This window comes from Curtobacterium sp. Curtsp22 (assembly GCF_059492135.1).
Window position 1 is genome coordinate 1,729,094 of record NZ_CP168519.1, and the last position, 25,086, is coordinate 1,754,179.

The window sequence follows — 25,086 nt, forward strand, 5'->3', positions numbered from 1 at the left end:
CGGTCCCAGTAGCGTAACGAGCGCGCAGAACGCGCCGAGGACCATTCGGAGGACCTGTGGAGAACGACGTGACCACGACCGGGGCTGTGGACGAGACGCGCATCGGGGTGATCGGCGGTTCGGGCCTCTACGAGCTGTTCGAACCCGGCACCGCGGACGAGGTCGACGTCGACACCCCGTTCGGCGCCACGTCGAGCCCGATCAGCATCGGCACGATGGCCGGCAAGCGCGTCGCGTTCCTCACCCGGCACGGCCGCGCGCACTCCGTCGCCCCGCACCGCATCAACCACCGCGCGAACCTGTGGGCGCTGCGGTCGCTCGGGGTCCGCGCCGTGGTGTCGTCGAGCGCCGTCGGCGGGCTGCACCCCGACTACGCCCCGGGGACCTTCGTCGTGACCGACCAGCTCATCGACCGCACGTGGGGCCGCGCGGACACGTTCTTCGAGGACGCCGTGCAGCACCTCTCCTTCGCGGACCCGTTCGACCCGGTGCTCCGACGCGTCGCGATCGGTGCGATCGAGCGCCTCGACGTGCCGTTCCGCCCGACGGGCACGTGCGTGGTGATCCAGGGGCCGCGGTTCTCGACGCGTGCGGAGTCCATCTGGATGCGCGAGGCCGGCGGCCACACGATCAACATGACGATGACGCCGGAGGTGCCCCTCGCGGCCGAGCTCGGCATCGGGACGGTGAACCTCTCGTTCGTGACCGACGCCGACGCCGGCCTGGCCCCGTCCGAGGCCGAGGCGGCAGCGCAGGCAGCCGCCGGAACCGGCGAGGCCCCGGTCACGCACGGCATGGTGATGGAGCGTCTGGCCCGCGCGAACGAGGTGATCGTCCGCGCGATCGGCTCGATCGTGGCGGCGATCCCGGACGACTACACCCCGCGCGAGCTCGTCCCGGCCGAGGCGAGCGCGAGCGCCATGACGAGTGCACGGCCCGCAGCAGCGACCACGGGAGCCACCGCGTGACCCGCCTGCTCGTCACCGGCGGCGCCGGCTTCATCGGCTCCGCCATCGTCCGCCGCGCCCGGGCCGAGGGCCACGAGGTGCGCGTGCTCGACTCCCTCCGCGACGACGTGCACGGCGACCCCGCCGAGGTCGTCACCGCCCACCAGCAGCAGGGCATCGAGTTCGTGCACGGCGACGTCCGCGACCGGGTCGCCCTCGACGCAGCCCTCGACGGCGTGGACGTGGTGTGCCACCAGGCCGCCAAGGTCGGCCTCGGCGTCGACTTCCAGGACGCCCCGGACTACGTCTCGACGAACGACGCGGGCACGGCCCACGTCCTCGCCGGCATGGACCGCCACGGCATCGGCCGGCTCGTGGTCGCGAGCTCGATGGTCGTCTACGGCGAGGGGGCGTACACCACCGCCGCCGGCGAGCCCGTGCGCCCGCCCGCCCGTCGCCGCGCCGACCTCGACGCCGGTGAGTTCGACCCGATCGGGCCGGACGGCACGCCGCTCCTGCCCGGCCTGATCGACGAGTCCGCCGCGCTCGACCCCCGCAACGTGTACGCGCAGACGAAGGTCGCGCAGGAGCACCTCGCGTCGTCGTGGGCGCGCGCCACCGGAGGCCGCGCGATCGCCCTGCGGTACCACAACGTCTACGGGCCGGGCATGCCCGCGAACACGCCGTACGCCGGGGTCGCCTCGCTGTTCCGCTCGGCGCTCGCCCGCGGCGAGGCCCCCCGCGTCTTCGAGGACGGCCGCCAGCGTCGCGACTTCGTGCACGTCGACGACGTCGCCGGCGCGAACGCGGCGTCGATCGCCGCGACGGCGGAGCTCCCGGCGGAGACCTTCCGTGCGTACAACGTCGGCTCCGGCGTCGTGCACACCATCGGCGAGATGGCGGCCGCGATCGCCGGTCCCGAGGGGCCGCGACCGGTCGTCACGGGCGAGTACCGCCTCGGGGACGTCCGGCACGTGACGGCGTCGTCGGACCGGATCGCCGCCGAGCTCGGGTGGCGTGCCGAGGTCGAATTCGAGCGCGGCATGCGGGAGTTCGCGACGGCGCCGCTGCGCGCCGCGGTGCAGTAGGCCGCACCGGGCGCGGCCGCGGGCAGGCACGCGGGCCAGCGGGCAGGAGCGCGACCGCCTGGAGGCGCGGTGCCGGTCCGCAAGACCGGCACCGCGCCTCCAGGCCGGCACCTCCACCGCGTAGCGCGTCCGCCGGACGCCCCACCTGCGTGTCCCCCGATCAGGGGTGACCCGCCACCGCGAGTGCGCGGAACGTCCATCGGGGGACGCCGATCCTGTACCCCGACCGCTCATCACGTGTTGTGTCGTAGGCATGGAACGACAGCCGGCCCACGAGACCGACCGCCCCGCCCCGCCGACGCGCGCGGCGGGAGCCGACACCAGTCGTTCCGACGCTCCGCACCGAATGGGCGACATGAACGTCGACGTCATCCTCCCCTGTCTCGACGAGGCCGATGCCCTCCCCGAGGTCCTGGGCCGACTCCCGCGCGGCTACCGCGCGATCGTCGTCGACAACGGCTCGACCGACGGCTCCGCCGACGTCGCCCGGGCCCACGGCGCCCTCGTCGTGACCGAACCGGTGAAGGGCTTCGGCTCAGCCTGCGCCGCCGGGGTCGCCGCCGCCACGGCCGAGTACGTCGCCTTCTGCGACGCCGACGCCTCGATGGACCCGGCCGAGCTCGTCCCGCTCGTCGCCCGCGTGGCCACGGGACACGCCGACCTCGCCCTCGGACGCCGCGTGCCGACCACGCCCGGCGCCTGGGCACCGCACGCCCGGTTCGCCAACCGCGTGCTCGCGGTCCTCATGCGTCGCGCGACCGGGTACCGGCTGCGCGACCTCGGCCCGATGCGCGTGATGCGCCGCGCGGACCTGGTCTCCCTCGACCTGCGGGACCGCCGCAGCGGCTACCCGCTCGAGATGGTCCTCGCGGCGCACGCCGCCGGGTGGCGCGTCGACGAGTCCGACATCGGGTACGCGCAGCGCATCGGTGACAGCAAGGTCACCGGCACGCTCCGCGGCACCGTCAACGCCGTCAAGGACATGTCGCGTCTGCTGCGCGAGTACCGACGGGAGGCGCGACCCACCGTCGTCGCACCCGCTCCGGTCCGCCACGTGGCCGGTCCCACCCACTCCGAGGAGGTCCACTCATGACGACCGACATCACCGTCGCGGTGGTCGCGAAGGAGTGCCTGCCCGGCCGGGTCAAGACCCGCCTGACACCGGCGCTCAGCCCCGAGGGTGCCGCACGGGTCGCCGCCGCGAGCCTCGCGGACACGCTGGCGACCGTCCGTGCGCTGCCCGCCGCCCGACGGGTGCTGTTCTACGACGGCACGGTGCTGCCGACCGGCGCCGAGGGCTTCGACGTCATCCACCAGACCACGGGCGGCCTCGACGAGCGGCTCGGTGCACTGTTCGACGCCGTCGACGGCCCGACGCTGCTCGTCGGCATGGACACGCCGCAGTTCGGGCCGGCCGACGTCGCACCGGTGTTCGACGAGCCGCAGCGCGACGCCTGGTTCGGCCCGGCCGAGGACGGCGGCTTCTGGTCCCTCTACCTGCGCGACCCGGACGGCGACCTGCTCCGCGGCGTGCCGATGTCGCAGGACGACACCGGTGCGGTCCAGTTCGCACGTCTGACCGACGCCGGCCTCGACGCGGGCACCCTCGGGGTCCTGCTCGACGTCGACACCGTGCCGGATGCCGAGCGCGTCGCCGATCTCGTGCCAGGCTCCGCGTTCGCCGCCGCACTGCAGACCGAGACCACGGGGGCACTCCGATGACCATGGAAGCACCCGTCTCCTTCGGGGCCGGCGGTGGCGAACCGTACGCGCGTGCACTCCGCACCGACGGTCGCATCCGGCTGACGGACACCTCCCGACCGGACCGGGCGGTCACGCTCGACGTCGGCCGCTGGAGCGCCGCGGCGGACCGCATCGACCGGTCGCTCCTCGACGGTGCGGACGGGCCGGTGATCGACATCGGCTGCGGGCCGGGGCGGATGCTCGTCGCCGCGCGCACCCTCGGCATCCCGTCGCTCGGCGTGGACGTCTCCGCCGACGCCGTGGCGATCGCCCGACGCTCCGGCGGGACGGCGATCCAGGGCTCGGTCTTCGACACCGTCCCCGACGAGGGGCACTGGGACACGGCGCTCGTGATCGACGGGAACATCGGCATCGGCGGCGACCCGGCGGCCCTGCTCGCCCGGTGCCGCGAGATCGTGCGCGTCGGCGGCCGCGTGGTCGTCGAGACCCACGTCGACCGCACCGCCGACCGGGTGTACACCGCCCGCGTGGTGGACGCCGACGGCCACCAGAGCGCGGGCTTCCCGTGGGCCGAGGTGGGCGTCGACGCCCTGCTCGACCACGCCGAGACGGTCGGCCTGGTGGCGAAGCAGAGCTGGACCGCCGAGGGCCGGACCTTCTGCGAGCTGCTCGCCTGAGCAATCCTTCTTTTGTGTCATGCAAAAGAAGGAGGTAGTGTGGTGGTCATCAAGCCGACGGCGTCGCGGTCGCCGGCCCGGTGACCGACGACCCTCGGCACGACGACGAGGAGCATCCATGCAGAACCGTCAGAACCCCCTGGGCGGCGCGTACGTGACCGGCCTCGAGAACCGTGACGAGCTCGGCGCCTACGCGGTGGACGCCGCCTGGCGACCGATCGGCACCTACACCGGAACCGGGATCGGTCGCGCGCTCGGCCGCTTCGTCGACACGCAGTCCCCTCGGCCTGGTACCGCGACGTCCTCGACGCGCACGGCCACCGGTTCGCTGCGGACCGCGACGGGCTCGTTCCGCACGGCCTGACGCCGTCCCCGTACCGCGAGCGGTCGTTCACCCGGGGTGTCCCCCTTTCTCCCCGGTGCGGACGGCCGCTCGCTCCTCGTCCACAGGCGCGCTCGTCGTCCACAGGCGCGACGTTCCTGGGCGTGCCGACCTGTGCGATGCCAGGATGGACGCATGAACGACCGCGCCGGCACCCCTGCCACTGCAGACGACCTCGTCGACCTCGACGCCCTCATCGCCGCGTACCACGAGCGCGTCCCGGACGTCTCCGTCCCCGAGCAGAAGGTCGTCTTCGGCACCTCGGGCCACCGCGGCTCCTCGCTGGACTCCGCGTTCAACGACACCCACATCGCCGCGATCACGCAGGCGATCGTCGAGTACCGCACGTCGCAGGGCACCGACGGCCCGCTCTTCATCGGCCGTGACACGCACGCGCTGTCCGGCCCCGCCGAACGCACCGCGCTCGAGGTCCTCGCCGCCAACGGCGTGCACGTCCTCGCCGACAGCGAGAACGGCTACGTCCCCACCCCGGCGCTCAGCCACGCGATCATCGCGTACAACCGTGCCGGCAACGCGGACACGGCGGACGGCATCGTCATCACGCCCAGCCACAACCCGCCCCGCGACGGCGGCTTCAAGTACAACCCGCCGCACGGTGGCCCGGCGGACAGCGATGCGACGAGCTGGATCGCCGAGCGCGCGAACGCGATCATCGCCGGCGGCAACGCCGAGGTTCAGCGCACCGAGCACGCCTCGCCCGACCGCTACGACTTCCTCGGCGCCTACGTCGCCGACCTCGAGAACATCATCGACATCGACGCGATCAAACGCGCCGGCGTGAAGATCGGCGCCGACCCGCTCGGTGGTGCGTCGCTCCCCTACTGGAACCGCATCCGCGACCACTACGGGCTCGACCTCACGGTGGTCAACCCCGACGTCGACCCCACTTGGTCGTTCATGACGCTCGACTGGGACGGCAAGATCCGGATGGACCCATCGAGCCCGAGCGCGATGGCCTCGGTCGTCGCGCGCAAGGACGACTACGACGTCCTCACCGGCAACGACGCCGACTCCGACCGGCACGGCATCGTCACGCCCGACGGCGGCCTGATGAACCCGAACCACTACCTCGCCGTGGCGATCGAGTACCTCTACGCGCACCGTCCGGCCTGGCGCGACGACGCCGCGATCGGCAAGACCCTCGTGTCGTCGAGCATCATCGACCGCGTGGCCGAGTCCCTCGGTCGCCGCCTGTGGGAGGTCCCGGTCGGCTTCAAGTGGTTCGTCCCGGGCCTGATCGACGGCTCCGTGGCCTTCGGCGGCGAGGAGTCGGCGGGCGCGTCGTTCCTCCGCAAGGACGGCACCGCGTGGACCACCGACAAGGACGGCATCATCCTGGCGCTCCTGGCGTCGGAGATCATCGCGGTCACCGGCAAGACCCCGTCACAGCTCTACGACGAGCTGACCGAACGCTTCGGCGCCCCGGTCTACCAGCGTGTCGACGCCGCCGCGAGCAAGGAGCAGAAGGCCCGCCTGTCGAAGCTCGACGGTGACGCCATCACCGCCGAGACCCTCGCGGGCGACCCGATCACGGCGAAGCTGTCGAAGGCTCCGGGCAACGACGCGGCCGTCGGCGGCGTGAAGGTCGTCACCGACAAGGCGTGGTTCGCGGCCCGCCCGTCCGGCACCGAGGACGTCTACAAGATCTACGCCGAGAGCTTCGTCGGGCAGGAGCAGCTCGAACAGGTGCAGCGCGAAGCCAAGGAGATCGTCGACGCCGCACTCGGGGCCTGAGGTCCCGCGCGGATGGGGTGGTTCGGCCGGAAGCAGGACGATCGGCACGACGAGCCAGCCCCGACGCTCGTGGTGCTCGCCCAACGGGCCCTCGCCGAGCGCGGCATGGAGACCACGGTCGAGGTGCCGGCCGGTGAGCAGGCTCGTCTGGTCGGCACCGACGGCCGGGTCTTCCTGCTCGAGAACCTCGCGGCGCAGGTGCACGGCGAGACCCCGGACGTGCAGGCCGACATGGTCGCCGAGCACTTTGACCGGATGATCCAGGCGTACAGCGAGCCGGCACCCGAGGAGCTCGGCGCCGACGAGCTGCGGCAGCGCATCCGACTGCGCATCCTGCCGGACCCCAGCGCGGACGGCGGCACGGGCCTCGGCGCCGGGACGTCCGATCCGACCGACCTCGACTACGCCCGACCGTTCGCTCCCGGGCTGGTGCTCGGGCTGTGCGTCGACTACCCGACGATGGTGAGCACGCTGTCGGGTCCGACCCTGCCGCGGCTCGCCCTCGGCATCGACGAGCTCTTCGCCTTCGGGCAGCTGGGCACCGACGACGAACCGGTGGACGAGCACGCCGAGATCGCCCCCGGGGTGTTCATCGTCGAGGGCGAGTCCCTGTTCGTCGCGTCGAAGGCGGTCAACCTCCCGGCGCTCTTCGGTGCCGCCGGGTTCGGCACGGTGTTCGCGGTCCCGCACCGGCACCTCCTGCTCGCCGCCCCGATCCGTGACGCGTCGAGCATCACCTCGGTGCAGATGCTCGCCGGCCTGGTCGTGCAGGTGCTCACGGACGGCGAGCACGGCCTGCCCGGCGGGGTGCTGAGCCCCCTGCTGTACTTCTCGCGCCACGGCCGGGTCAGCGCGGTGTCCGGCTTCGACGACGAGACGGGCGCGATGCGCATCGAGGTGAACGAGCGGTTCCAAGAAGCGCTCGAACAGGCCGCCGCAGCGTCCTGACGCACCGCACGTCACGCTCGGGCGTACTGTGACGGCGTCGGGAGCGCTCACGAGGACCTCCCGACAGACGCCACCGAAACCGGTGCCGGTGCTGCCGATCCACTCAGGAACCCACTCCGGCGCGACCCTTCACCTTGCGGCAGATGTAACTTTGCAGCCAGCGCAAAGTTTCCGGGAGACCCTGCACATGACCCAGACCGCGACCGCACCCGCGGCACCCACCACCTCGTCCAACGCCGTGATGAACCACCGGCAGATCCTGCTGGTCATCTACGGCCTGATGGCGGGGATGTTCCTCGGCGCCCTCGACCAGACGATCGTCGGCACCGCGATCCGCACGATCGGCGATGACCTGCACGGCCTCGACCAGCAGGCCTGGGTGACGACCGGTTACCTCATCGCGTCGACGATCACGACGCCGATCTACGGCAAGCTGTCCGACATCTTCGGCCGGCGTCCGCTGTTCCTCACCGCGATCGGCATCTTCATCGTCGGATCGTTCGCCGCGTCGTTCTCGACCTCGATGCTCATGCTCGCCGGCTTCCGCGCGCTGCAGGGCCTCGGTGCCGGCGGTCTGATGTCCCTGCCGCTCGCCATCATGGGCGACATGCTCGCCCCGCGCGAGCGCGCCAAGTACCAGGGCTACTTCCTGGCGGTCTTCGGCATCTCGAGCGTCATCGGCCCGCTCGTCGGCGGTGTCTTCGCCGGGGCGGACCAGCTGCTGTTCATCGCCGGGTGGCGCTGGGTGTTCCTGATCAACGTGCCGATCGGCATCATCGCGCTCTTCATGGTGCTGACCTTCCTGCACCTGCCGAAGTTCGGCGACCGCGGCAAGCCCCGGATCGACTGGTGGGGCGCGACGCTCGTCATCGTGACCCTGGTGCCGCTGCTCCTCATCGCCGAGCAGGGCCGCGAGTGGGGCTGGGACTCCCCCGGCGCCTTCGCCTGCTACGCGATCGGTGCGCTCGGGCTCATCGCGTTCATCCTCGTCGAACGGGCGATGGGCGACGACGCGATCCTGCCGCTGAAGCTGTTCGGCTCGCGGGTGTTCTCGATGTCGGCGATCCTGTCGGTCCTCGTCGGCTTCGGCATGTTCGGCGCGATGCTCACCATCCCGCTGTACCTGCAGATCGTGAAGGGCGTCACCCCGACCGAGTCCGGGTTCGCGATGCTCCCGATGGTGCTCGGTCTGATGATCTCGTCGATCGCCTCGGGCCAGATCATCTCGCGGACCGGCAACTACCAGGTCTTCCCGATCACCGGCACGGCGTTCACGGCCATCGGGTTCACCGTCCTGACGTTCCTCACCGCCGACCGCCCGCTCTGGTTCCTGATGCTCGGCATGTTCGGCATCGGCCTCGGGCTCGGGCAGCTCATGCAGACCCTGACCCTGGCGGCGCAGAACTCCGTCAGCCCGCGGGACATCGGCGTCGCGACGAGCGCCGCCACGTTCTTCCGCCAGATCGGCGGCACCATGGGCACCGCTGTGCTGCTGTCCGTCCTGTTCACGCTCATGCCGACGAACATCACGACGGCGATGCAGAACGAGGGCGACCTGAAGAGCGCCCTGAACGCCGCACTCACCCCGTCGGTCGCGAACGCGTCGGACAACAAGGGCGTGATGGACCAGATCTGGAACAAGATCGTCGACCCGGTGCAGCAGAACGTCCAGGACGGTCTCGACAAGGGCGCCGCCCAGGCCAAGGAGGCCGCGGACGCCGCCGTCACGAAGCAGGTCACCGCGGCCGTCCAGCAGCAGGTCGCGGCGGGCACGGTCCCCGAGGCCTCGGCGGACACGGTCATCGCCCAGCAGGTCGCCGCCGAGAAGCCCGCCGCCGAGCAGCAGGCACTCGAGACCGCCGCGTCGAAAGCGAACGCCGAGGTCGTGGACGGCACGCTGCAGGTGGACTACTCGAACGCCGACCAGCGCCGGAACGTCGTCGACGAGGTCGCTCCGACGCTCGTCAAGCAGCTCAAGAGTGGCGACTCGAGCGCGAGTTCCTCGACCAGCTCGTCGACGAGCGACACGTCGTTCCTCAACGGCGCGGACAAGCGCCTCACCCGGCCGTTCCTCGTCGGGTTCAGCGACTCCGCCGTGGTCGTCTACTACGTCGGCCTCGCCGTGATCCTGCTCGCCTTCGTGCTCACCTGGTTCTTCCGCGTGCCGCCGCTCCGCAAGGTCTCGGCACTGCAGGAGCAGGCGAACACCGAGCGGGCGGACAACGAGCGGGCGACCGCCGACGCGGACCGCCTGACCGTGGACGCCCAGCACGCAGCCGCCCGGACGGGATCGCTGGTCTCGCCGGACACCGGCTCGATGGCGGTCGTCCCCACCTCGCCGGACGTGGTCTCGCAGCCGCGCTCGGCCGGTTCCGCGGTCGGTGTCGGTGTCGGGCAGTCGACGACCCGGTCGGCCGGAGCAGCCGGCGGTGCCTCCACCGTCTCCCTCGACGGCACCCGCGCACCACTGCCCGACGCGACCACGCACGGCGCACACTCCGCCGCCGCGCCGGTCGACGAGCCGCCCACCACCACGGGCGCGATCCGCACCCGAGCCGCGCACGCCGCAACGGATGCGACCACGGACACCACCGGCGGCGACGCTGCGGAGGCGAGCCGCGCCTCCAGGCCCGACGAGCACGCGCACGGGCGTCACTCAGCCGAGTAGCGACGTGGTCAGCCCGCCGACGCGTCCGACGGGCTGACCACGTCGAACGAGGCCCCCGGCAGCCGTCGGCGCATCACGTCGACGGCGACCGGGTTGTCGTCCACGAGCACGAACCGCCGGCCGAGTGCCCGGGCCACCGCGCCCGTCGTCCCGCTGCCGGCGAAGAAGTCGAGGACCCAGTCGCCCTCGCGCGATGACGCTTGCACGATGCGGCGCAGCACCCCCTCGGGCTTCTGCGTCGGGTAGCCGGTCTTCTCCTTGCCGGTCGGCGACACGATCGTGTGCCACCACACGTCCGTCGGGAGCTTGCCGCGCTCGCGCTTCTCGGGCGTGACGAGTCCCGGCGCCATGTAGGGCTCACGATCGACAGCCTCGGAGTCGAACCAGTACCGCGACGGGTCCTTGACGTAGACGAGGATCGTGTCGTGCTTCGTCGGCCACCGCGACCGGGACTTCGCACCGAAGTCGTACGCCCAGACGATCTCGTTGAGGAAGGACTCCCGGCCGAACAGTGCGTCGAGCAGGACCTTGGCGTAGTGCGACTCGCGGTAGTCGAGGTGGAGGTAGAGGGTGCCGTCCTCGGCGAGGAGCCGCCACGCCTCGAGCAGCCGCGGTTCGAGGAACGACCAGTAGTCCTCGAACCGGTCGTCGAAGCGCATGAGGTCGCCGCGGACGCGCTCGTAGGAGCTCCCCCGGAAGCCCGTCACCCGCTCGCGTCGGCGATCGGCAGCTGTGGCCTCGTCGCCGACCGTCGGCTCGCGGACCGCGGCGCTCGCGTGCCGACGCTGGTAGCGGCCGGTGTTGAACGGCGGGTCGAGGTACACGAGCGTGAACGAGCCGTCCGCCAGGGTCGGCAGGACGTCGAGGTTGTCGCCGAGGACCACCCGGTCCGGTCCTCGATCGTCGCCGCTGTGCACGTGCACCATTCTGGTCCACGCGGCGTCCGGTCCCCGCGGAGCCCGCAGTCCGGCTCAGCCGCAGGTCACCTGGGAGATCGTCGCATCGTCGTCCGGCAGCCACGCGCCGCCGGCCCAGACGTCCACCGGTTCGCCCGCGCGCAGTGCCGTCGCCACCACGAGGTCGTGCGGACCGGCAAGCGTCGCGACCTCCTCGTCGACGGAGAACTGCACGGTCGCCGAGTCGCAGGATGCCTCGGGTGTGACCTCCCACCCGGCGCAGCCGTAGTCGACGCAGCCGTCCGGCCAGGAGCCGTCGGCGTCCTCGGCGTCGGAGTCGAGCGGGCTCCGGGTCAGCGCCACGGCGTGCTCCGGTGCGGTGGAGCAGATGACGTCGCGGATGCCGCCCCACTCCTCCGGCCCCTGCTCGGTGAGGACGAGCGGTCGCCCCGAGGTCAGCACGACCGTGCGGGTGTCGGTGCGCACGTCGTCACCGCCCTCGGTGGTGGAGAACCCGACCGTGACCTGGGCCGGCCCGTCGCACTCGCTGTCGATCTGCCACGACCAGCAGCCGTCCGCGAAGTCGATCGCTCCGCAGGTCGCCTGCCACGTCTCGTCGTCGCCGATGAACGACGCGGTGACCGTGCCGTCGTCCGAGGTCCACGGCGCCTGGTCCTCCGGGTCCGGTGCGTCCTGGTCCGGTGCGTCGTCGTCCGGGCCGCTGTCGTCCGGGACGCTGCCGTCGGGTGCGGTGTCCTGGAGCCCGTACGCGAGCGTCTGCCCGTCGCTCTGCAGCGCACGGACGACCGGGTCGACGGCCGTCGTCGCGCCGACGACGAGCAGGAGCGCGGCGGCACCGGCCGTCACGGCGACGACCGTGCGGGTGCGGTGGCGCAACGGCGAACGCTTCGGTGCTGTGTCCGCCACGGCGAACGGCCGCACGGTGGGCAGCCCCCACGCCGCCGCCTCCCAGGCAGCCACGGCTGCGTCCTGGTCGAGCTCCGGGAACGCCGCCCGTGCCCGCGCCGGGACCTCCGTCCGCCGCCACACCGCTGCATCGTCCCGGATCGAGGCCGCGGTCCGGTCAGCGAGCTCGCCCTCCCGCGCGGAGCACACCACCAGTACCGCGATCCCGGCCACGAGCGGCAGGAGTCCGACCACGGCCAGACCACCGAGCGCCGCGACGACGATGACCGCGGCGAGCGCGAGGATCGCCACCACGAGGCCGATCCACTGCGCGACGCGGACGCGGCGGGCTGCGGCCGGCACGAAGCCCCGGAACGACCGCGGTACCGGGGCCCAGAAGCGCCAGCCCTCGGGTGCGGGCGGGATCCCCGGTGCGGGCGACCACCCCGGTGCGGGCTCGGCGGCCTGGTGCAGTTCCACCCACTCGGCGGAGGGTGTCGGCCACCCGGGAGGCGTCCGGAAGCGGAACGGCGGGGGCGTCTCGTGCTGCACGATCAGACCCTAGCCCGGCGTCCAGCGCGCACACAGGCCCTTCTTCGGGAGGGGCGTAGCGTCTGCTCCATGGCGACACCCGAGGTCCGGAACGACACCGACAAGCAGCAGTACTCCCTCGTCGAGGACGGTGAGGTGATCGGCTTCGCGGCGTACGAGGTCGACGGCGACGAGATCCGCTTCGTCCACACCGAGGTGGACCCCGCGCACCGCGGCGGTGGTCACGCCTCGATCCTCGTCGAGCACGCGCTGGACGACGTCCGCTCGGGGTCCTCGCGCCGGGTCGTCCCGCAGTGCAGCTACGTCGCGGCCTGGATCGAGCGGCACCCGGACTACCAGGAGCTCATGACCCGCTGACGCGGCTCGCGCGTTGTCGGCTCCCGCCAGGACGAGTCGTCAGTACGACCGGTCGTGCGTCCCGGCCCGCACCGCGTGCCGTCCGGCGCTGCGCACCGCCGGCACCTTGATGAGCACGCTCCCGCTGAGCAGGTCGTGGTCGTCGTCCGCCGGCGTCGGTGCCTCCCTCGGGAGGCGCGACTGCCGTTCGTACTCCGCTTGCGTCTCGTGACGGGTCGGCGCGAACACCTCGTCCATCATCGAGACCACACCGCCGGATCCGCCGCTGCGCGTGGCCTTGTTCGACAGGTCGATCCACCCCACGCGATCGGCGATCCACATCACGACGGCCGCGGCGGCCACCGCCCCCAGGAGGATCAACCAGTTCACGCACACGACGCTACGTCGGCGATCGGACGGGGACATCCGCCGCGCGGAGGATTCTCACGATCCACATGGCTCGTTCTTCAGGACGACACCCACACTGGTCCTGCGGCCGCCCGGAACCCCCTCTCCGGGCGGCCGACCACGCGCGGCCCGGAACCCCACAGTGCCCCCGACCGCCCGGGCGGCCGACCACGTGCGGCCGCACGCGTTCCAGCGCTGCGTGCCAGGATGGCGACGTGCTCGACGACGCAGACCGGGACCTCATGCGGGCGTTCGCCCGCTACATCGAGAAGGCGAACGAACTCGCCGCCGCCGAACAGCAGGCGGTGACCACACCGATCGGCGAACGGATCGGCGCCCACCTCGGCGTCGACCCGCAGTCCGTCCCGGTGGTCACCGAGGAGTTCCCCGACCACCGACTCGTCGACGCCGACATCGCCCTCGAGGAGCTCGCCGGCACCGACCCCGACGCCCTCGTCGGTATCGCGGGCGACGACAGCCGGTTCCACAGCTCCGTGAGCGAGTTCATCGCGAACCCCCACATGCGATGGGCGCCTGGCCCCGTGAGCTACGCCACCCGGGCCACCGGTGCCGACACCACCCGTCGGGTCGTGTCGTTCGGCCTCCGGTTCCTCACCTTCGACGGCGCTCCCGTCGCGGTCGTCCAGCGGTCCGCCAAGCCGGAGTACGGCCGTGGCCGCGCCAGCCTCGAGATCCTCTCCCCCGACCAGGACGCCGCCACCGCGTTCCTGCTCCGCCTCCGTGCCCTGATGATCGAGCGGAGCGTCCTGCGCGGGCAGGTCCTCTCGTTCGTGCAGTCCGAGTACGGGTCCGATGCCGGGGCGACGTTCCTCCGCCGGCCCGAGGTCGACGCCGACGACGTCGTCCTCGGCGCGGGCGTGCTCGACGAGGTGGTCGACCACGTCGTGGGGATCGGCGAGCAGCGTGCGGCGCTCCTCGCGGCCGGACAGCACCTCAAGCGCGGTGTGCTCCTCTACGGCCCTCCCGGGACGGGCAAGACGCTCACGATCCGGCACCTCCTCACCCGGACGACCGGGGTCACCGCGATCCTGCTCACCGGCTCGAGCATCGCGGCGATCGGAGCCGCGGCCGAGATCGCCCGGACCTTCCAGCCGTCACTCGTCGTGATGGAGGACATCGACCTCGTCGCGATGGAACGCCACAGCTCCCCGCAGCCGCTGCTGTTCGAGGTGCTCGACGCCCTCGACGGGCTCGACGGCGACGCGGACGTCGCCTTCGTGATGACCACGAACCGGGTGTCCGTGCTCGAACGCGCCCTCGCGGACCGTCCCGGCCGGGTCGACCTCGCCGTGGAGATCCCGCTCCCCGCCCTGCCCGAGCGCGTCCGGCTCTTCCGCCGGTACGCCGGTTCGCTGCCCTTCTCCGAGGCCGCCCTCGCCGAGGCGGCCGAGCGTGCCGAGGGCACGACGGGCTCCTTCGCCAAGGAGCTCATGCGTCGGAGCGTCCTCGGTGCGGCCCTGCGCGGTGACGAGCCCGCCGACGTCGACCTGCGTGCAGCGCTCGACTCGCTGCTCACCGAGCGGAGCGCCCTGACCCGGAAGCTGCTCGGAACCCGCTCCGCCGACGACACCGACGAGCCCGACGACGAGGAGGACGACGACGACGCAGCTGCAGGCGAGTGGGTGGCCTTCGCCCCGCTCGCGCGAACCACGTTCAGCCCGGACGGCGTGGGTCGGACGATCGCGACCGGCATCCAGTACGACGACGGAGCAGGAGACGACCACGACGACGACCTGTCCGCGGAGCGCTGATCAGGGGACGCGCTCGAGCCACTCCCGCGTCGCGAACTTCGACGCCACGAGCTCCTGCGCACGCCGCCGCTCGTCCGCGGTCACGTGCCCCTCGTGCGCCCCGTACAGCTTCGTGAAGGTCGCGATGAGCCGGTCGATGATCTCCGCACGGGTGAGGCCGGTCTGCGAGCGCAGCGGATCGACGCGCTTCGCAGCCGAGGTCGTCCCCTTGTCGCTCATCTTCTCGCGACCGATGCGGAGCACCTGCACCATCTTCTCGCCGTCCATGTCGTAGCTCATGGTGGCGTGGTGCAGCAGCGATCCGGTGCCGAGCCGCTTCTGTGCCGCCCCGCCGATCTTGCCCTTGGTCGACGAGATGTCGTTGAGCGGCTGGTAGTAGGCCTCGATGCCGAGGGACTTCAGCGCCTCGATCACCCACTCGTCGAGGTACGCGTACGAGTCGGCGAAGGTCATGCCCTGCACGAGGTCGGTCGGCACGTACAGCGAGTACGAGATGATCGCGCCGGCGTCCATGAACATCGCGCCGCCGCCGGAGATCCGACGGACGACCTCGACGCCGTACTTCGCGGCGCCCTCGGGGTCGACCTCGTTCTTGAGGGACTGGAACGACCCGATGACGACGGCCGGCTGGTCCCACTCCCAGATGCGGAGGGTCGGGCCGCGGCGACCGGCCCCGACCTCTTCCGTGAGGACCTGGTCGAGCGCGAGGTGCTCGTTCGGGCTGATCGGCCCCTCGTGGATGATCTCCCAGTCGTACTCACGCCAGGTCGACGCGCGCGACAGGGCACGGCGGACGGCGACCCCGACGGATTCGGGTGTGAAGCCGAGCAGGACGGCGTCCTCCGGCAGGGCGGCACGGACGGCGGCGGCGATGCCCGCGGCGTCGGTCGTGGCCGGCAGCCCGTTCACGGCGGCGTCGATGAGCGGCAGCGCGTCGTCCGGTTCGAGGAAGAAGTCCCCGGCGAGCCGGAACTGGTCGATCACCCCGTCGTCGACCTCGAGGTCGACGACGACCAGCTTGCCTCCCGGGACCTTGTACTCACCGTGCACACCACGAGCCTACGCCGCGTCGGACGGGAGGCGCGGGGCGGCGCCGCCCCGCGCCTCCTGGCCGTCAGCCGGTACCGTCTCAGGACGTGTGCGCGACCGCCCGGTCCAGCCACGCGACCAGGTCCGCGACGACCTCGTCGCGGTTGGTCTCGTTGTAGACCTCGTGCCGCGCCCCCTCGTACACCCGCACGGTGACTTCGGAGAGGCCCCCGCGCCGCCGGTACGCCTGCGCGAGGCGCTCGACCGACCGCGGGCCGCCGAGCGAGTCCTCGGAGCCGACCTGCAGCAGCATCGGCAGGTCGTGCGCGATGCCCCGACGCGGGACCCCGAGCAGCCGGAGGGCGTCCCGCAGCCCGAAGAGGCCGATGACGTCCGCCTCGACCGCGAGCGGATCGGCCGCGACGGCCTCGATGACCGCCCGGTCCCGGGTGAGCCACTCGAACTTCGTCGGCCCCGAGCCCGCGTGCCGGGCGTTCAGGTCACCGCTGTTCATCCACCCCGGCAACCGGTACGCGCTCGCGGAGAGGACCACCCCGTCGTAGGAGCCGGACGACGTGTTCACGATCCGCTGGGCCATGAGCGAGCCCCACGAGTGGCCGAGCAGCACGAGCGGGACGCCGGGGGTGTCCTCGCGCGCGACGGCGCTCATCTGCTCGACGGCCGCGATCGCGGCCCGCAGGCCCCCGGGGCCGAGCCGTCCGAGCTTGGCGTGGTCGCCGTCCCACTGCGCGAGGCCGGTCCGACCGTGCCCGCGGTGGTCGTTCGCGTGCACGGTCCAGCCCGCGCGGACGAGGTCCTGCGCGAGCGGCTCGTACCGGAGTCCGTGCTCGCCGACCCCGTGCGCGATCTGCACGATGCCCTTCGGACGCGCCGCACGCCAGGTCGAGTAGACGATCTCGACGCCGTGCGCGTCGGTGAACGAGGCGTCGCCTCGCGCTGCGGAGAAGGTGGGCACGTGAGCATCCTCGCAGACGGGTCGGACGCAGCCAGGTGGCCGCCGGTGTTCACCCGGCGTTCACGCAGCGGGTTCGGAGCAGGCCTAGCGTCTCGCGCATGGACGTCCTCGTCACCGTCGTGCTGGTGATCGTGGTGGCCCTCGTGTTCGACTTCACGAACGGCTTCCACGACACCGCGAACGCCATGGCCACCTCGGTCGCCACGGGTGCCCTCAAGCCCCGCACCGCCGTGCTCATCTCCGCCGTCCTCAACGTGGTCGGCGCGTTCCTGTCCACCGAGGTCGCGAAGACCGTCTCGCAGGGCATCATCCGCGAGGGGCAGGACGGCATCCACATCTCGCCGACCGTGATCTTCGCGGGACTCGTCGGCGCCGTCCTCTGGAACCTCGCCACCTGGTACTTCGGCCTCCCGTCGTCCTCGACGCACGCGCTCTTCGGTGGACTCATCGGCGCGTCGATCATCGGCGCGGGCCTGAACTCGGTCGACTGGGCGACGGTCGTCTCGAAGGTCGTCCTGCCGGCCTTGCTCTCCCCGGTCATCGCGGGCGTCATCGCCCTCGTCGCGACGTACATCGCCTACACGCTGACGAAGAACGCCACCACCCACGGTGCGGCCACGGGCTTCCGGCACGGCCAGACGATCTCGGCGTCGCTCGTGTCGCTCGCCCACGGGACGAACGACGCGCAGAAGACGATGGGCGTCATCACGCTCACCCTCATCGCCGCGAACTACCAGTCCGCCGGCACCGGACCGGCGCTCTGGGTGATCCTGGCGTGCGGCCTCGCGATCGGCCTCGGCACCTACATGGGCGGCTGGCGGATCATGCAGACCGTCGGCAAGAAGATCTCCGACGTGCAGTCCCCGCAGGGCTTCGCGGCCGAGACCAGCTCGGCGGCGACGATCCTCGTGTCCTCGCACCTCGGCTTCGCGCTCTCGACCACCCACGTCACGAGCGGCTCGGTGATCGGCTCCGGCCTCGGCAAGAAGCTCGCCGACGTGCACTGGTCGGTCGTCGGTCGCATCATCGTCGCGTGGGTGATCACGCTGCCCGCGGCCGCGGTCGTCGGCGCCCTCGCCACCTGGGTCGCCTCGACGTCCACCATCGGGCTCGTCCTGGTCGCGGTGCTCGCCCTGGCCGCGGGCCTCACGTTCTACGCCCTCGCCAAGCGGCGCCCGGTCTCGCACGAGGACATCACCGCGGACGAGGCCGAGCGCGAGCCCGTCGCGGCCCGGAACTGAAGGGGACGACGATGGACATCGACTTCACCAGCATCGGCACCGTCGCGGGGGTCGGCTTCGTGGCCGCCGTGGGCGTGGTGCTCCTCTACACGCTCGGGCTGCGGTTGCTCGGCACCGGCCAACCGGTCGACGCCGGGGGCGAGCACACCCAGTACGCGCAGGAGACCCCGCGGTCCGGCCACACGCCCCCGCTCGCGCTGGCGGGTGCCGGGCTGTGCTTCGCGGTCTGCATCGCTGCCGTGCTCTTCGGCATCTGGATGACGATCCCGCAGTTCCACTGACGAGCACCCCCTCCGACCGCGCTCGCCTGGGATGATCGGGCGGTGACCGCCACCGCGCACCACCACATCGACACCACGGTCGACTCGGCCGTCGACGTCCTCACCGCCGAGCGCAGCCCCGTGCTGACCGTCGCTCCCGGCGGCACCGTGACCGTCCGCACGCTGAGCGCTGCGGGCTACACGGAACGGCAGCCGGGCCCGGGGCTCGAGGCGCCGACCCGCATCGATCCGCGCCGCGGCCACTGCCTGGTCGGTCCGATCGCCGTCCGCGGCGCGCGGCCGGGCGCGGTCCTCGCCGTCCGCTTCGACGAACTCGTCCCCGACGACTGGGGGTACACCGGCTCCGGCGGGGTCGACACCCCGGTCAACCGTGCGCTCGGGCTGACCGATGCCGCGTCACGCGGTCCGTTGCTCTGGGACATCGACCGGGCGTCGGGCACCGCGGCGAACCAACTCGGACTGGGCGTGCGCACCGCCCCGTTCCTCGGCGTCGTCGGGCTCCCGCCGGAGGCCACAGGAGAGCACTCCACGATCCCGCCGCGCGAAGCCGGTGGCGGGAACGTCGACTGCCGAGAGCTCGTCGCGGGTTCGACCCTCTTCCTGCCGGTCACCGTGCCCGAGGCCCTGCTCTTCGTCGGGGACGGGCACGCGGCGCAGGGGGACGGCGAGGTCTCCGGGACGGCGATCGAGTGCGGCATGACGACGACGATGACGCTGTCGCTGCTCGACCGGGCGCCGGTGGCGGGTGTGCACGCCGACACCCCCGCCGGCCGGATCACGTTCGGCTTCGACGCGGACCTCAACGCCGCGACCACGACCGCCCTCGACAGGATGGTCGACTGGATCGTGGGGCTGCACGGGATCGGTCGCGGCGAGGCGCTCGCCATGGCGAGCGTCGTCGTGAGCATGCGGGTGACGCAGGTCGCGAACCGCACGTGGGGCGTGCATGCCCTCCTCCCGCACGACGCGATCGTGTCGTCGGACGCACCGCGCTGACGGACGGGAGGCGCGGTGTGCGTGAGCGGACCCGCTCACGCGCGCCGCGCCTCCCGTCCGACCACCGGGGTCAGTGGGCGCTGTAGCCGCCGTCGACCAGGTGGTAGCTGCCGCTGATGAAGGACGCCTTGTCGCTGAGCAGGAACAGCACCAGGGCAGCGACCTCGGCATCGGTGCCGAGTCGCTGCGCCGCGTGCTCGGCCTCGAGCGCGGTGAGCGCCTCGGGCGAGAGCGACGCGCGCACGAGCGGCGTGTCGATGAAGCCCGGGCCGACCGCGTTCGTCCGGACGCCCTGCGCCGTGTACTCGAGGGCGGCGACCTTCGTCAGGCCGACGAGCGCGTGCTTCGACGCCACGTAGGCGGCGTTCTGCGCGATGCCGACCGAGCCGAGCACCGACGACATGTTCACGATCGCACCACCGCCGGCGGCGACCATCGCGGGGATCTCGTAGCGGAGGCCGTAGAACACCCCGTCGAGGTCCACCGCACGCACGCGGTCCCACGCGGTGACGTCGTACTCGCCGATGGGCTGCGGTGCGGCGCCGATGCCGGCGTTGTTCACGGCGAGGTGCAGGGCACCGTAGGTGTCCACGGCGAACTGCACCATGCGCTCGTTGTCGGCGGCGACGGCCGAGTTGGCCTCGAACGCACTCGCCGTCCCGCCGGCTTCCTCGATCGACGTCACGACCCGCTGTGCGGCGTCGAGTTTGATGTCGGTGACGACGACCGTCGCGCCCGCAGCGGCGAGCTCCTTCGCGACGGCCTCGCCGATGCCGCTGCCGCCACCGGTGACGATGGCGACCTTGCCCTCGAACTCGGACATGATTCCTTCTCTCTGGACAACACCTGTTGTTCAACAGAACGATACACCCGAAAACCAGTTCGTTCGCTAAACTAATTTGCTAGGCTAATGACCCGTGACCGACGCCACCGACCTCCGCACCGCGGTGAACCGCCTCTCCCGCACGCTCCGCGCGCAGAAGGCCGACACCGCCGTCAGCGATGCCCAGTTCTCCGCACTCGCCCGACTGCACCGCGACGGCCCGATGACCCTCGCCGAACTCAGCCGGCAGGACGGCGTCACCCCACCGTCGATGACGAAGACGATCGCCGTCCTCGTCGAGCGCGGCCTCGTCTCGAAGGGCGACCACGGCGACGACCGCCGCAAGGTCCTGCTCGGGGCGACCGGCGCCGGTGCCGCGTTCGTCGAGGAGACCCGTCGTCGTCGGGACGGCTGGCTCACCCCGCGTCTGGCGGAGCTCAGCGACGCAGAACGGCGGACCCTCGCGGACGCCACCGAGATCATGAGGAGGCTGGCCCAGCAGTGACCGCCATGTTCCGCTCCCTGTCCGGCCGCAACTACCGCATCTGGTTCGCTGGCGCCCTGGTGTCCAACGTCGGCACCTGGATGCAGCGCACCGCCCAGGACTGGATCGTCCTGACGAAGCTGTCCGACAACGACGCCATCGCGGTCGGCATCACGATGGCCCTGCAGTTCGGTCCGCAGCTGCTCCTCCTGCCCCTGACCGGGCTCGCCGCCGACCGGTTCGACCGGCGCAAGATGCTCATGCTGACGCAGGGGCTGATGGGTGCCCTCGGCCTGGGGCTCGGCATCATGGTGCTGACCGACACCGCCACGATCTGGTCGCTCTACGGGTTCGCCCTCGCGCTCGGCATCGTCGCCGCGTTCGACACCCCGATCCGCCAGGCCTTCGTCTCCGACGTCGTGCAGGGCGAGAACGTCGCCAACGCCGTGGCGCTCAACTCGGCCTCCTTCAACGCCGCCCGGCTGATCGGCCCCGCGGTCGCCGGCGTGCTCATCGCGGCGATCGGCTCCGGCTGGGTGTTCGTCATCAACGCCGCCTCGTTCCTGGCCGTGCTCGTCGCGCTCCGCTTCGTCGATCCGGCGCAGCTCGCCGAACGGATCCGGCCGAAGCGCGGCAAGGGGCAGATCCTCGCGGGCTTCCAGTACGTGCGGACCCGACCGGACATCATCGTCGTGCTCTGCATGATCTTCGTCGTCGGGACCTTCGGCGTGAACTTCCCGATCTTCACCTCGACCATGGCCCGCGTCGAGTTCCACAAGGGCGCAGGCGAGTTCGGCCTGCTCAACTCGGTCATGGCGATCGGCTCGGTCGCCGGCGCCCTGCTCTCCGCACGCCGCGACCGCCCGCGGATGCGCACGCTCGTGATCGCCTCCGCCGGGTTCGGCCTGGCCTGCGTCGCGGCCGCCGTCGCCCCGACGTACTGGTCGTTCGCGATCGTCCTGGTGTTCGTCGGGCTCGCGTCGCTGACGTTCATGACGACCGCGAACGCCCTCGTCCAGACCACCACGAAGCCCGCGATGCGCGGACGGGTGATGGCCCTCTACATGGCGATCTTCGCGGGCGGCACCCCCATCGGCGCCCCGATCGTCGGCGCCGTCGCCGACGCGTGGGGTCCGCGTTGGGCCATCGCGGTCGGCGCGGCATCGGGGTTCGTGGCCCTGGCGATCGCGCTCGTGTGGCTCATCCGGTACGAGCGCTTCCGGGTGCGGTACGACGCGGACACCCGGCTGCACCTGGCGATCACGCACGCGGTGCCGGTCGTGGGGACCCGCGCGTCGCGCGCGGCGCTGCGGCAGGACCTGGAGCGGGACGAGGCGGTCGCGGACCGGTCCAGCGCGGTCTGACGTGACCGCCTGACGGACGGGAGGCTCGGGTCGGCCCCGCACCGCGCCTCCCGTCCGTCGTCACGTCGGTCCAGGGCGCGGCTCAGCGCGCGGGTTCGGGCGCGGCGAAGACGCGTTCGTCGAGGGCCTGCACCACCAGGTCCGCCGCCGCCGCGAGCCGCTCCCCCGCGGCGCGGGCTGCCAGCACCGCGCCGTCGTCGGACACCGACTCGAGGCCCGCCCGGGTGTCCGCGAACGCACGCACCTCGTCGGCGATGCACGACGGCGCCACGTCGGCGAGGCACTCCTCCGCCCGCCGCGCGAGGAACCGCAGCGACCGCGGACTGTGCTCGTCCAGGAGCAGGAACGCCGCGGCGTCCTCCGGCCCGGGCGTGTGGTGGTCGCGGCCGCGCTGGAACGCCTCGCCGGCGCCGCACGCCCGGAGCGCCGTCGTCCACGATGCACCCGACTCCGGGTCGAGCAGCCCCGACGCGAGCAGTCGCGCCGTGACGGAACACCGCTGCAGCGCACGGCCGAGCGTGAAGAACTCCCAGACCTCGTCGTGGCTCGCATCGGCCTCGACGACCCCGATCGCCAGGGCGCTGCGCTCCCGCACCCACGCCAGGAACTCGTGAGCACGATCGGGTGCGACCTTGCGGGGCATCCGCGACCGGGTGACGTTGAGGCAGTCCCACAGTTCGGTGGAGACGACCTCGCGGGCACGCCGGGCGTTGTCCCGCGCGACCGCGACGGCCGATGCGATGGACGCCGGTTCGTGCCGGTCGAGGGCGAGGGAGTCGATCGTCGAGGCCCGGTCCGGGTCGTTCGCCGGTCCCGCGGCCCCCACGACCGCCCGGAGCTCGGCGGCGACCGCCCGGAGCTCGGCGGCGACCGCCCGGTCGTGCTCGACCCCTGCGGGCTCACCGCGGGCGACGTACACGTCGAGCATGCGCGCGACGACCTCGGCCCGTTCCACGGCGCTCCCGACGTGGAACACGCTCCCCGCGAGTCGGCTCAGCACGTCGGCTCCTGCATGCCGTGAACCTACTGACCGGGGATTGCGAGGGTGTTTCGTCGCCGCGTCACGGGTGTTGCGGCTCGGCGCGGACCCCGCTGGTGCGCCCGTGTGCCGGGTCCGATCCTGGACGTGCGGCGTGCGTCCCCGGTCCACTCCCCGCGCTCGCTAGACAATCTAACTAGAGCGTCTAGCATTGTGACCATGAGTACCGAGGTGACGACGAGCGCCGCGGGGTTCTGGTACGGCGAGGATTCCCGGGTCGACGCGGTGGACGTGCTGAACGCACTCCGCAGGTACCGGAGCGCCGAGAGCGCGGCACAGCGACGCGCGCGTGAGGCACTGGGCATCGGCGAGAACGCCCTGCTCGCGCTCCGCGCACTCCTCGACGCGGAAGAGGCCGGCCGCACGGTCAACGCGAAGGACCTCGCCGAGCACCTCGACATCACCCCGGCGTCGACGTCGGCACTCGTCGACCGGCTCGTCCGGAGCGGGCACGTCGAACGCCACACGGACCCGAACGACCGTCGCGGCGTCATCCTCACCGCGTCCGGTGGCTCGATGCGCCAGGTGCTCCAGGTGATCGACCAGCTCGACTCCCGCGCGGTCGAGGCGACCGAGCACCTGTCGACCGACGACATGGCCGTCATCGTGTCGTTCCTCGACGAGATGGCCCGCGTCGTGGACGGCGTCGACGTCGCCGGTCGTGGGCACCGCGTCAGCCGGTCCGCGTAGCCTGCTGGCATGGCAGACACGGGCTCCGAAGGCACCGCGACGCCCGCGCCGCACGACCCCGAGGACGACATGCCCCTGGCGGAACTCGACGCCCGGGCCCGTGCGGACGCCGCACTCCGTCGGATCCAGGCCGGTGCCGATCCCGCGCGCGAGGCGTTCGACCTCGCCAACACGATGAACGACGAGACCGTGGGGCGCCTGACGAACGCGCTCCGACGGTTCCTCGGACGGGACGGGCGCCGCACGGCCCGGCGTGACGACCTGCGCTAGAACGCCGTGCCGACGGCAGCGATGTCGTCGCCGCCGTGTCCAGCAGCGCTGGCGTCGGCGTAGACCCGGCCCAGTGCGTCGAGCAGGACCGTCGACACCCCCGTGCTGCGCGCGGCGTCGGTGATGAGGCCGATGTCCTTCCGGAGACCGTCGAGCGCGAACTGCGCCGGGAACGACCCCTCGATGATCGACCCGCCCTTGGTGTGCGCGTAGGCCGAGTCGCTGGCGCTGCCGTCGATCGCCTCGAGGAAGAGCGCCGGGTCCAGCCCGAGCGACTTCGCGACCGCGAGCGACTGCCCGGTCGCGGCCGTGATCGACGCGATCCAGGCGTTCGCCGCCAGCTTGAGCGCGGTCCCGGCACCGACCTGGTCCCCCGCACGCACGGTCTTCGCGCCGATCGCGTCGAGCACCGGGTCGATGCGGTCGAGCACGTCCGCGGGTCCGGCGGCGAGCATCGTCAGGGTGCCCTGTTCAGCGGGTGCCTTGGTGCCGAGCATCATCGCCTCGACGAGGGTGATCCCGTACTTCGCGGCGAGCTGCACGACGGTCTCGGTGCCGGCGACGCCGATCGTGGAGCACTGCACCCACACGGCGTCGGTCGGGGCGTCGCCCGCGGAAGCCTCGAGGACGTCCACCACCGCGTCCGTGTCGAAGAGCGTGAGCAGCACGACCTCGGCATCGGCCACCGCTGCACCGGGGTCGTCCGCCACGGTCGCACCCTGCTCACCCAGCGGAGCGGCCTTGTCGGCGCTCCGGTTCCACACGGTCACCATGTGGCCCTCGCGGAGCAGCGACCCAGCCACCCCGGCACCCATCGCCCCGGTCCCCAGTACCGTCACCCGCACGCGCGTCTC

26 protein-coding genes are annotated in these 25,086 nt (G+C 72.1%); 18 read left to right on the forward strand and 8 right to left on the reverse strand.

What is annotated here, in order from left to right; translation table 11 throughout:
* Positions 1-68 precede the first annotated feature (68 nt).
* From ACEN8D_RS08200 to ACEN8D_RS08240, 9 genes are all read left to right on the forward strand, one after another.
* Positions 69-968: an MTAP family purine nucleoside phosphorylase gene (locus ACEN8D_RS08200; RefSeq protein ID WP_413399213.1), complete on the forward strand. Its 900-nt coding sequence runs from the start codon at positions 69-71 to the stop codon at positions 966-968.
* Positions 965-2,035 (forward strand): NAD-dependent epimerase/dehydratase family protein, encoded by a 1,071-nt coding sequence (locus tag ACEN8D_RS08205; protein WP_495601224.1) that lies wholly within the window; start codon positions 965-967, stop codon positions 2,033-2,035. The genes ACEN8D_RS08200 and ACEN8D_RS08205 overlap by 4 nt, the downstream gene beginning before the upstream one ends.
* 346 nt (positions 2,036-2,381) lie before the next feature.
* Entirely contained in the window at positions 2,382-3,128 is a 747-nt protein-coding gene (locus tag ACEN8D_RS08210; RefSeq protein WP_413398518.1) for a glycosyltransferase family 2 protein, read from the forward strand.
* The gene (locus tag ACEN8D_RS08215) at positions 3,125-3,757 is read left to right on the forward strand and encodes a TIGR04282 family arsenosugar biosynthesis glycosyltransferase (RefSeq protein WP_413398519.1); all 633 of its coding nucleotides are present in this window, start codon (positions 3,125-3,127) and stop codon (positions 3,755-3,757) included. The genes ACEN8D_RS08210 and ACEN8D_RS08215 overlap by 4 nt, the downstream gene beginning before the upstream one ends.
* Positions 3,754-4,416 (forward strand): methyltransferase domain-containing protein, encoded by a 663-nt coding sequence (locus ACEN8D_RS08220; RefSeq protein ID WP_309778497.1) that lies wholly within the window; start codon positions 3,754-3,756, stop codon positions 4,414-4,416. The genes ACEN8D_RS08215 and ACEN8D_RS08220 overlap by 4 nt, the downstream gene beginning before the upstream one ends.
* A 118-nt stretch (positions 4,417-4,534) precedes the next feature.
* The gene (locus ACEN8D_RS08225; protein ID WP_413398522.1) at positions 4,535-4,780 is read left to right on the forward strand and encodes a hypothetical protein; all 246 of its coding nucleotides are present in this window, start codon (positions 4,535-4,537) and stop codon (positions 4,778-4,780) included.
* A 153-nt stretch (positions 4,781-4,933) separates the two neighbouring features.
* Positions 4,934-6,553: a phosphoglucomutase (alpha-D-glucose-1,6-bisphosphate-dependent) gene (gene pgm, locus ACEN8D_RS08230; protein ID WP_413398523.1), complete on the forward strand. Its 1,620-nt coding sequence runs from the start codon at positions 4,934-4,936 to the stop codon at positions 6,551-6,553.
* A 12-nt stretch (positions 6,554-6,565) separates the two neighbouring features.
* Positions 6,566-7,501: a hypothetical protein gene (locus ACEN8D_RS08235; RefSeq protein ID WP_413398525.1), complete on the forward strand. Its 936-nt coding sequence runs from the start codon at positions 6,566-6,568 to the stop codon at positions 7,499-7,501.
* Between the two features lie 187 nt (positions 7,502-7,688).
* Positions 7,689-10,169, forward strand: a complete 2,481-nt coding sequence (locus ACEN8D_RS08240) for an MDR family MFS transporter (protein WP_413398526.1) — start codon at positions 7,689-7,691, stop codon at positions 10,167-10,169.
* An 8-nt stretch (positions 10,170-10,177) separates the two neighbouring features.
* On the opposite strand, the gene ACEN8D_RS08245 is transcribed toward ACEN8D_RS08240, so the two are convergent.
* Together ACEN8D_RS08245 and ACEN8D_RS08250 are read right to left on the reverse strand one after the other, a co-directional pair.
* The gene (locus tag ACEN8D_RS08245; RefSeq protein WP_413398527.1) at positions 10,178-11,095 is read right to left on the reverse strand and encodes a DNA-methyltransferase; all 918 of its coding nucleotides are present in this window, start codon (positions 11,093-11,095) and stop codon (positions 10,178-10,180) included.
* A gap of 45 nt (positions 11,096-11,140) precedes the next feature.
* Entirely contained in the window at positions 11,141-12,523 is a 1,383-nt protein-coding gene (locus ACEN8D_RS08250; RefSeq protein ID WP_413398529.1) for a hypothetical protein, read from the reverse strand.
* A gap of 69 nt (positions 12,524-12,592) precedes the next feature.
* Between ACEN8D_RS08250 and ACEN8D_RS08255 the strand changes: the two genes are divergently transcribed.
* Positions 12,593-12,880 (forward strand): GNAT family N-acetyltransferase, encoded by a 288-nt coding sequence (locus ACEN8D_RS08255; RefSeq protein ID WP_413398530.1) that lies wholly within the window; start codon positions 12,593-12,595, stop codon positions 12,878-12,880.
* 39 nt (positions 12,881-12,919) lie between these two features.
* On the opposite strand, the gene ACEN8D_RS08260 is transcribed toward ACEN8D_RS08255, so the two are convergent.
* Positions 12,920-13,249, reverse strand: coding sequence for a hypothetical protein (locus ACEN8D_RS08260; RefSeq protein WP_139199469.1), 330 nt, complete (start codon positions 13,247-13,249; stop codon positions 12,920-12,922).
* Between the two features lie 233 nt (positions 13,250-13,482).
* Between ACEN8D_RS08260 and ACEN8D_RS08265 the strand changes: the two genes are divergently transcribed.
* Entirely contained in the window at positions 13,483-15,039 is a 1,557-nt protein-coding gene (locus ACEN8D_RS08265) for an AAA family ATPase (protein WP_413398531.1), read from the forward strand.
* Here ACEN8D_RS08265 and lplAB read toward each other — a convergent pair whose 3' ends face one another.
* Both lplAB and ACEN8D_RS08275 read right to left on the reverse strand, forming a co-directional pair.
* Complete coding sequence (gene lplAB, locus ACEN8D_RS08270) at positions 15,040-16,089, reverse strand: lipoate-protein ligase LplAB (RefSeq protein ID WP_495601225.1); 1,050 nt, start codon at positions 16,087-16,089, stop codon at positions 15,040-15,042. It lies immediately after the preceding gene.
* A 79-nt stretch (positions 16,090-16,168) separates the two neighbouring features.
* Positions 16,169-17,044, reverse strand: coding sequence for an alpha/beta hydrolase (locus ACEN8D_RS08275; RefSeq protein ID WP_413399814.1), 876 nt, complete (start codon positions 17,042-17,044; stop codon positions 16,169-16,171).
* Between the two features lie 98 nt (positions 17,045-17,142).
* On the opposite strand from ACEN8D_RS08275, the gene ACEN8D_RS08280 reads away from it, so the two are divergent.
* Genes ACEN8D_RS08280 through ACEN8D_RS08290 form a run of 3 tightly spaced genes read left to right on the forward strand, consistent with a single transcriptional unit; the run spans position 17,143 to position 19,562 of the window.
* Complete coding sequence (locus tag ACEN8D_RS08280; RefSeq protein WP_413399815.1) at positions 17,143-18,285, forward strand: inorganic phosphate transporter; 1,143 nt, start codon at positions 17,143-17,145, stop codon at positions 18,283-18,285.
* Positions 18,286-18,296: 11 nt separating this feature from the next.
* The gene (locus ACEN8D_RS08285) at positions 18,297-18,566 is read left to right on the forward strand and encodes a hypothetical protein (protein ID WP_071303526.1); all 270 of its coding nucleotides are present in this window, start codon (positions 18,297-18,299) and stop codon (positions 18,564-18,566) included.
* Positions 18,567-18,608: 42 nt separating this feature from the next.
* The gene (locus ACEN8D_RS08290) at positions 18,609-19,562 is read left to right on the forward strand and encodes an acetamidase/formamidase family protein (RefSeq protein WP_413399816.1); all 954 of its coding nucleotides are present in this window, start codon (positions 18,609-18,611) and stop codon (positions 19,560-19,562) included.
* A 70-nt stretch (positions 19,563-19,632) separates the two neighbouring features.
* Here ACEN8D_RS08290 and ACEN8D_RS08295 read toward each other — a convergent pair whose 3' ends face one another.
* Positions 19,633-20,385: an SDR family NAD(P)-dependent oxidoreductase gene (locus ACEN8D_RS08295; protein WP_413399953.1), complete on the reverse strand. Its 753-nt coding sequence runs from the start codon at positions 20,383-20,385 to the stop codon at positions 19,633-19,635.
* A 94-nt stretch (positions 20,386-20,479) separates the two neighbouring features.
* On the opposite strand from ACEN8D_RS08295, the gene ACEN8D_RS08300 reads away from it, so the two are divergent.
* Both ACEN8D_RS08300 and ACEN8D_RS08305 read left to right on the forward strand, forming a co-directional pair.
* Positions 20,480-20,890: a MarR family winged helix-turn-helix transcriptional regulator gene (locus ACEN8D_RS08300; protein WP_413399954.1), complete on the forward strand. Its 411-nt coding sequence runs from the start codon at positions 20,480-20,482 to the stop codon at positions 20,888-20,890.
* Between the two features lie 5 nt (positions 20,891-20,895).
* A complete protein-coding gene (locus tag ACEN8D_RS08305) occupies positions 20,896-22,233 on the forward strand; it encodes an MFS transporter (RefSeq protein WP_396127752.1) in 1,338 nt (445 codons plus the stop codon).
* 82 nt (positions 22,234-22,315) lie between these two features.
* Here the strand turns inward: ACEN8D_RS08305 and ACEN8D_RS08310 are convergent, their stop codons facing one another.
* Entirely contained in the window at positions 22,316-23,233 is a 918-nt protein-coding gene (locus ACEN8D_RS08310; protein ID WP_413461350.1) for an alpha-E domain-containing protein, read from the reverse strand.
* Positions 23,234-23,431: 198 nt separating this feature from the next.
* On the opposite strand from ACEN8D_RS08310, the gene ACEN8D_RS08315 reads away from it, so the two are divergent.
* Positions 23,432-23,962: a MarR family winged helix-turn-helix transcriptional regulator gene (locus ACEN8D_RS08315; protein WP_413400084.1), complete on the forward strand. Its 531-nt coding sequence runs from the start codon at positions 23,432-23,434 to the stop codon at positions 23,960-23,962.
* 9 nt (positions 23,963-23,971) lie between these two features.
* Entirely contained in the window at positions 23,972-24,232 is a 261-nt protein-coding gene (locus tag ACEN8D_RS08320; protein WP_413400083.1) for a hypothetical protein, read from the forward strand.
* On the opposite strand, the gene ACEN8D_RS08325 is transcribed toward ACEN8D_RS08320, so the two are convergent.
* On the reverse strand, positions 24,229-25,071 hold the full coding sequence (locus ACEN8D_RS08325) for an NAD(P)-dependent oxidoreductase (RefSeq protein WP_413461349.1): 843 nt from the start codon (positions 25,069-25,071) through the stop codon (positions 24,229-24,231). The two genes, ACEN8D_RS08320 and ACEN8D_RS08325, sit on opposite strands and share 4 nt — an antisense overlap.
* Positions 25,072-25,086 lie beyond the last annotated feature (15 nt).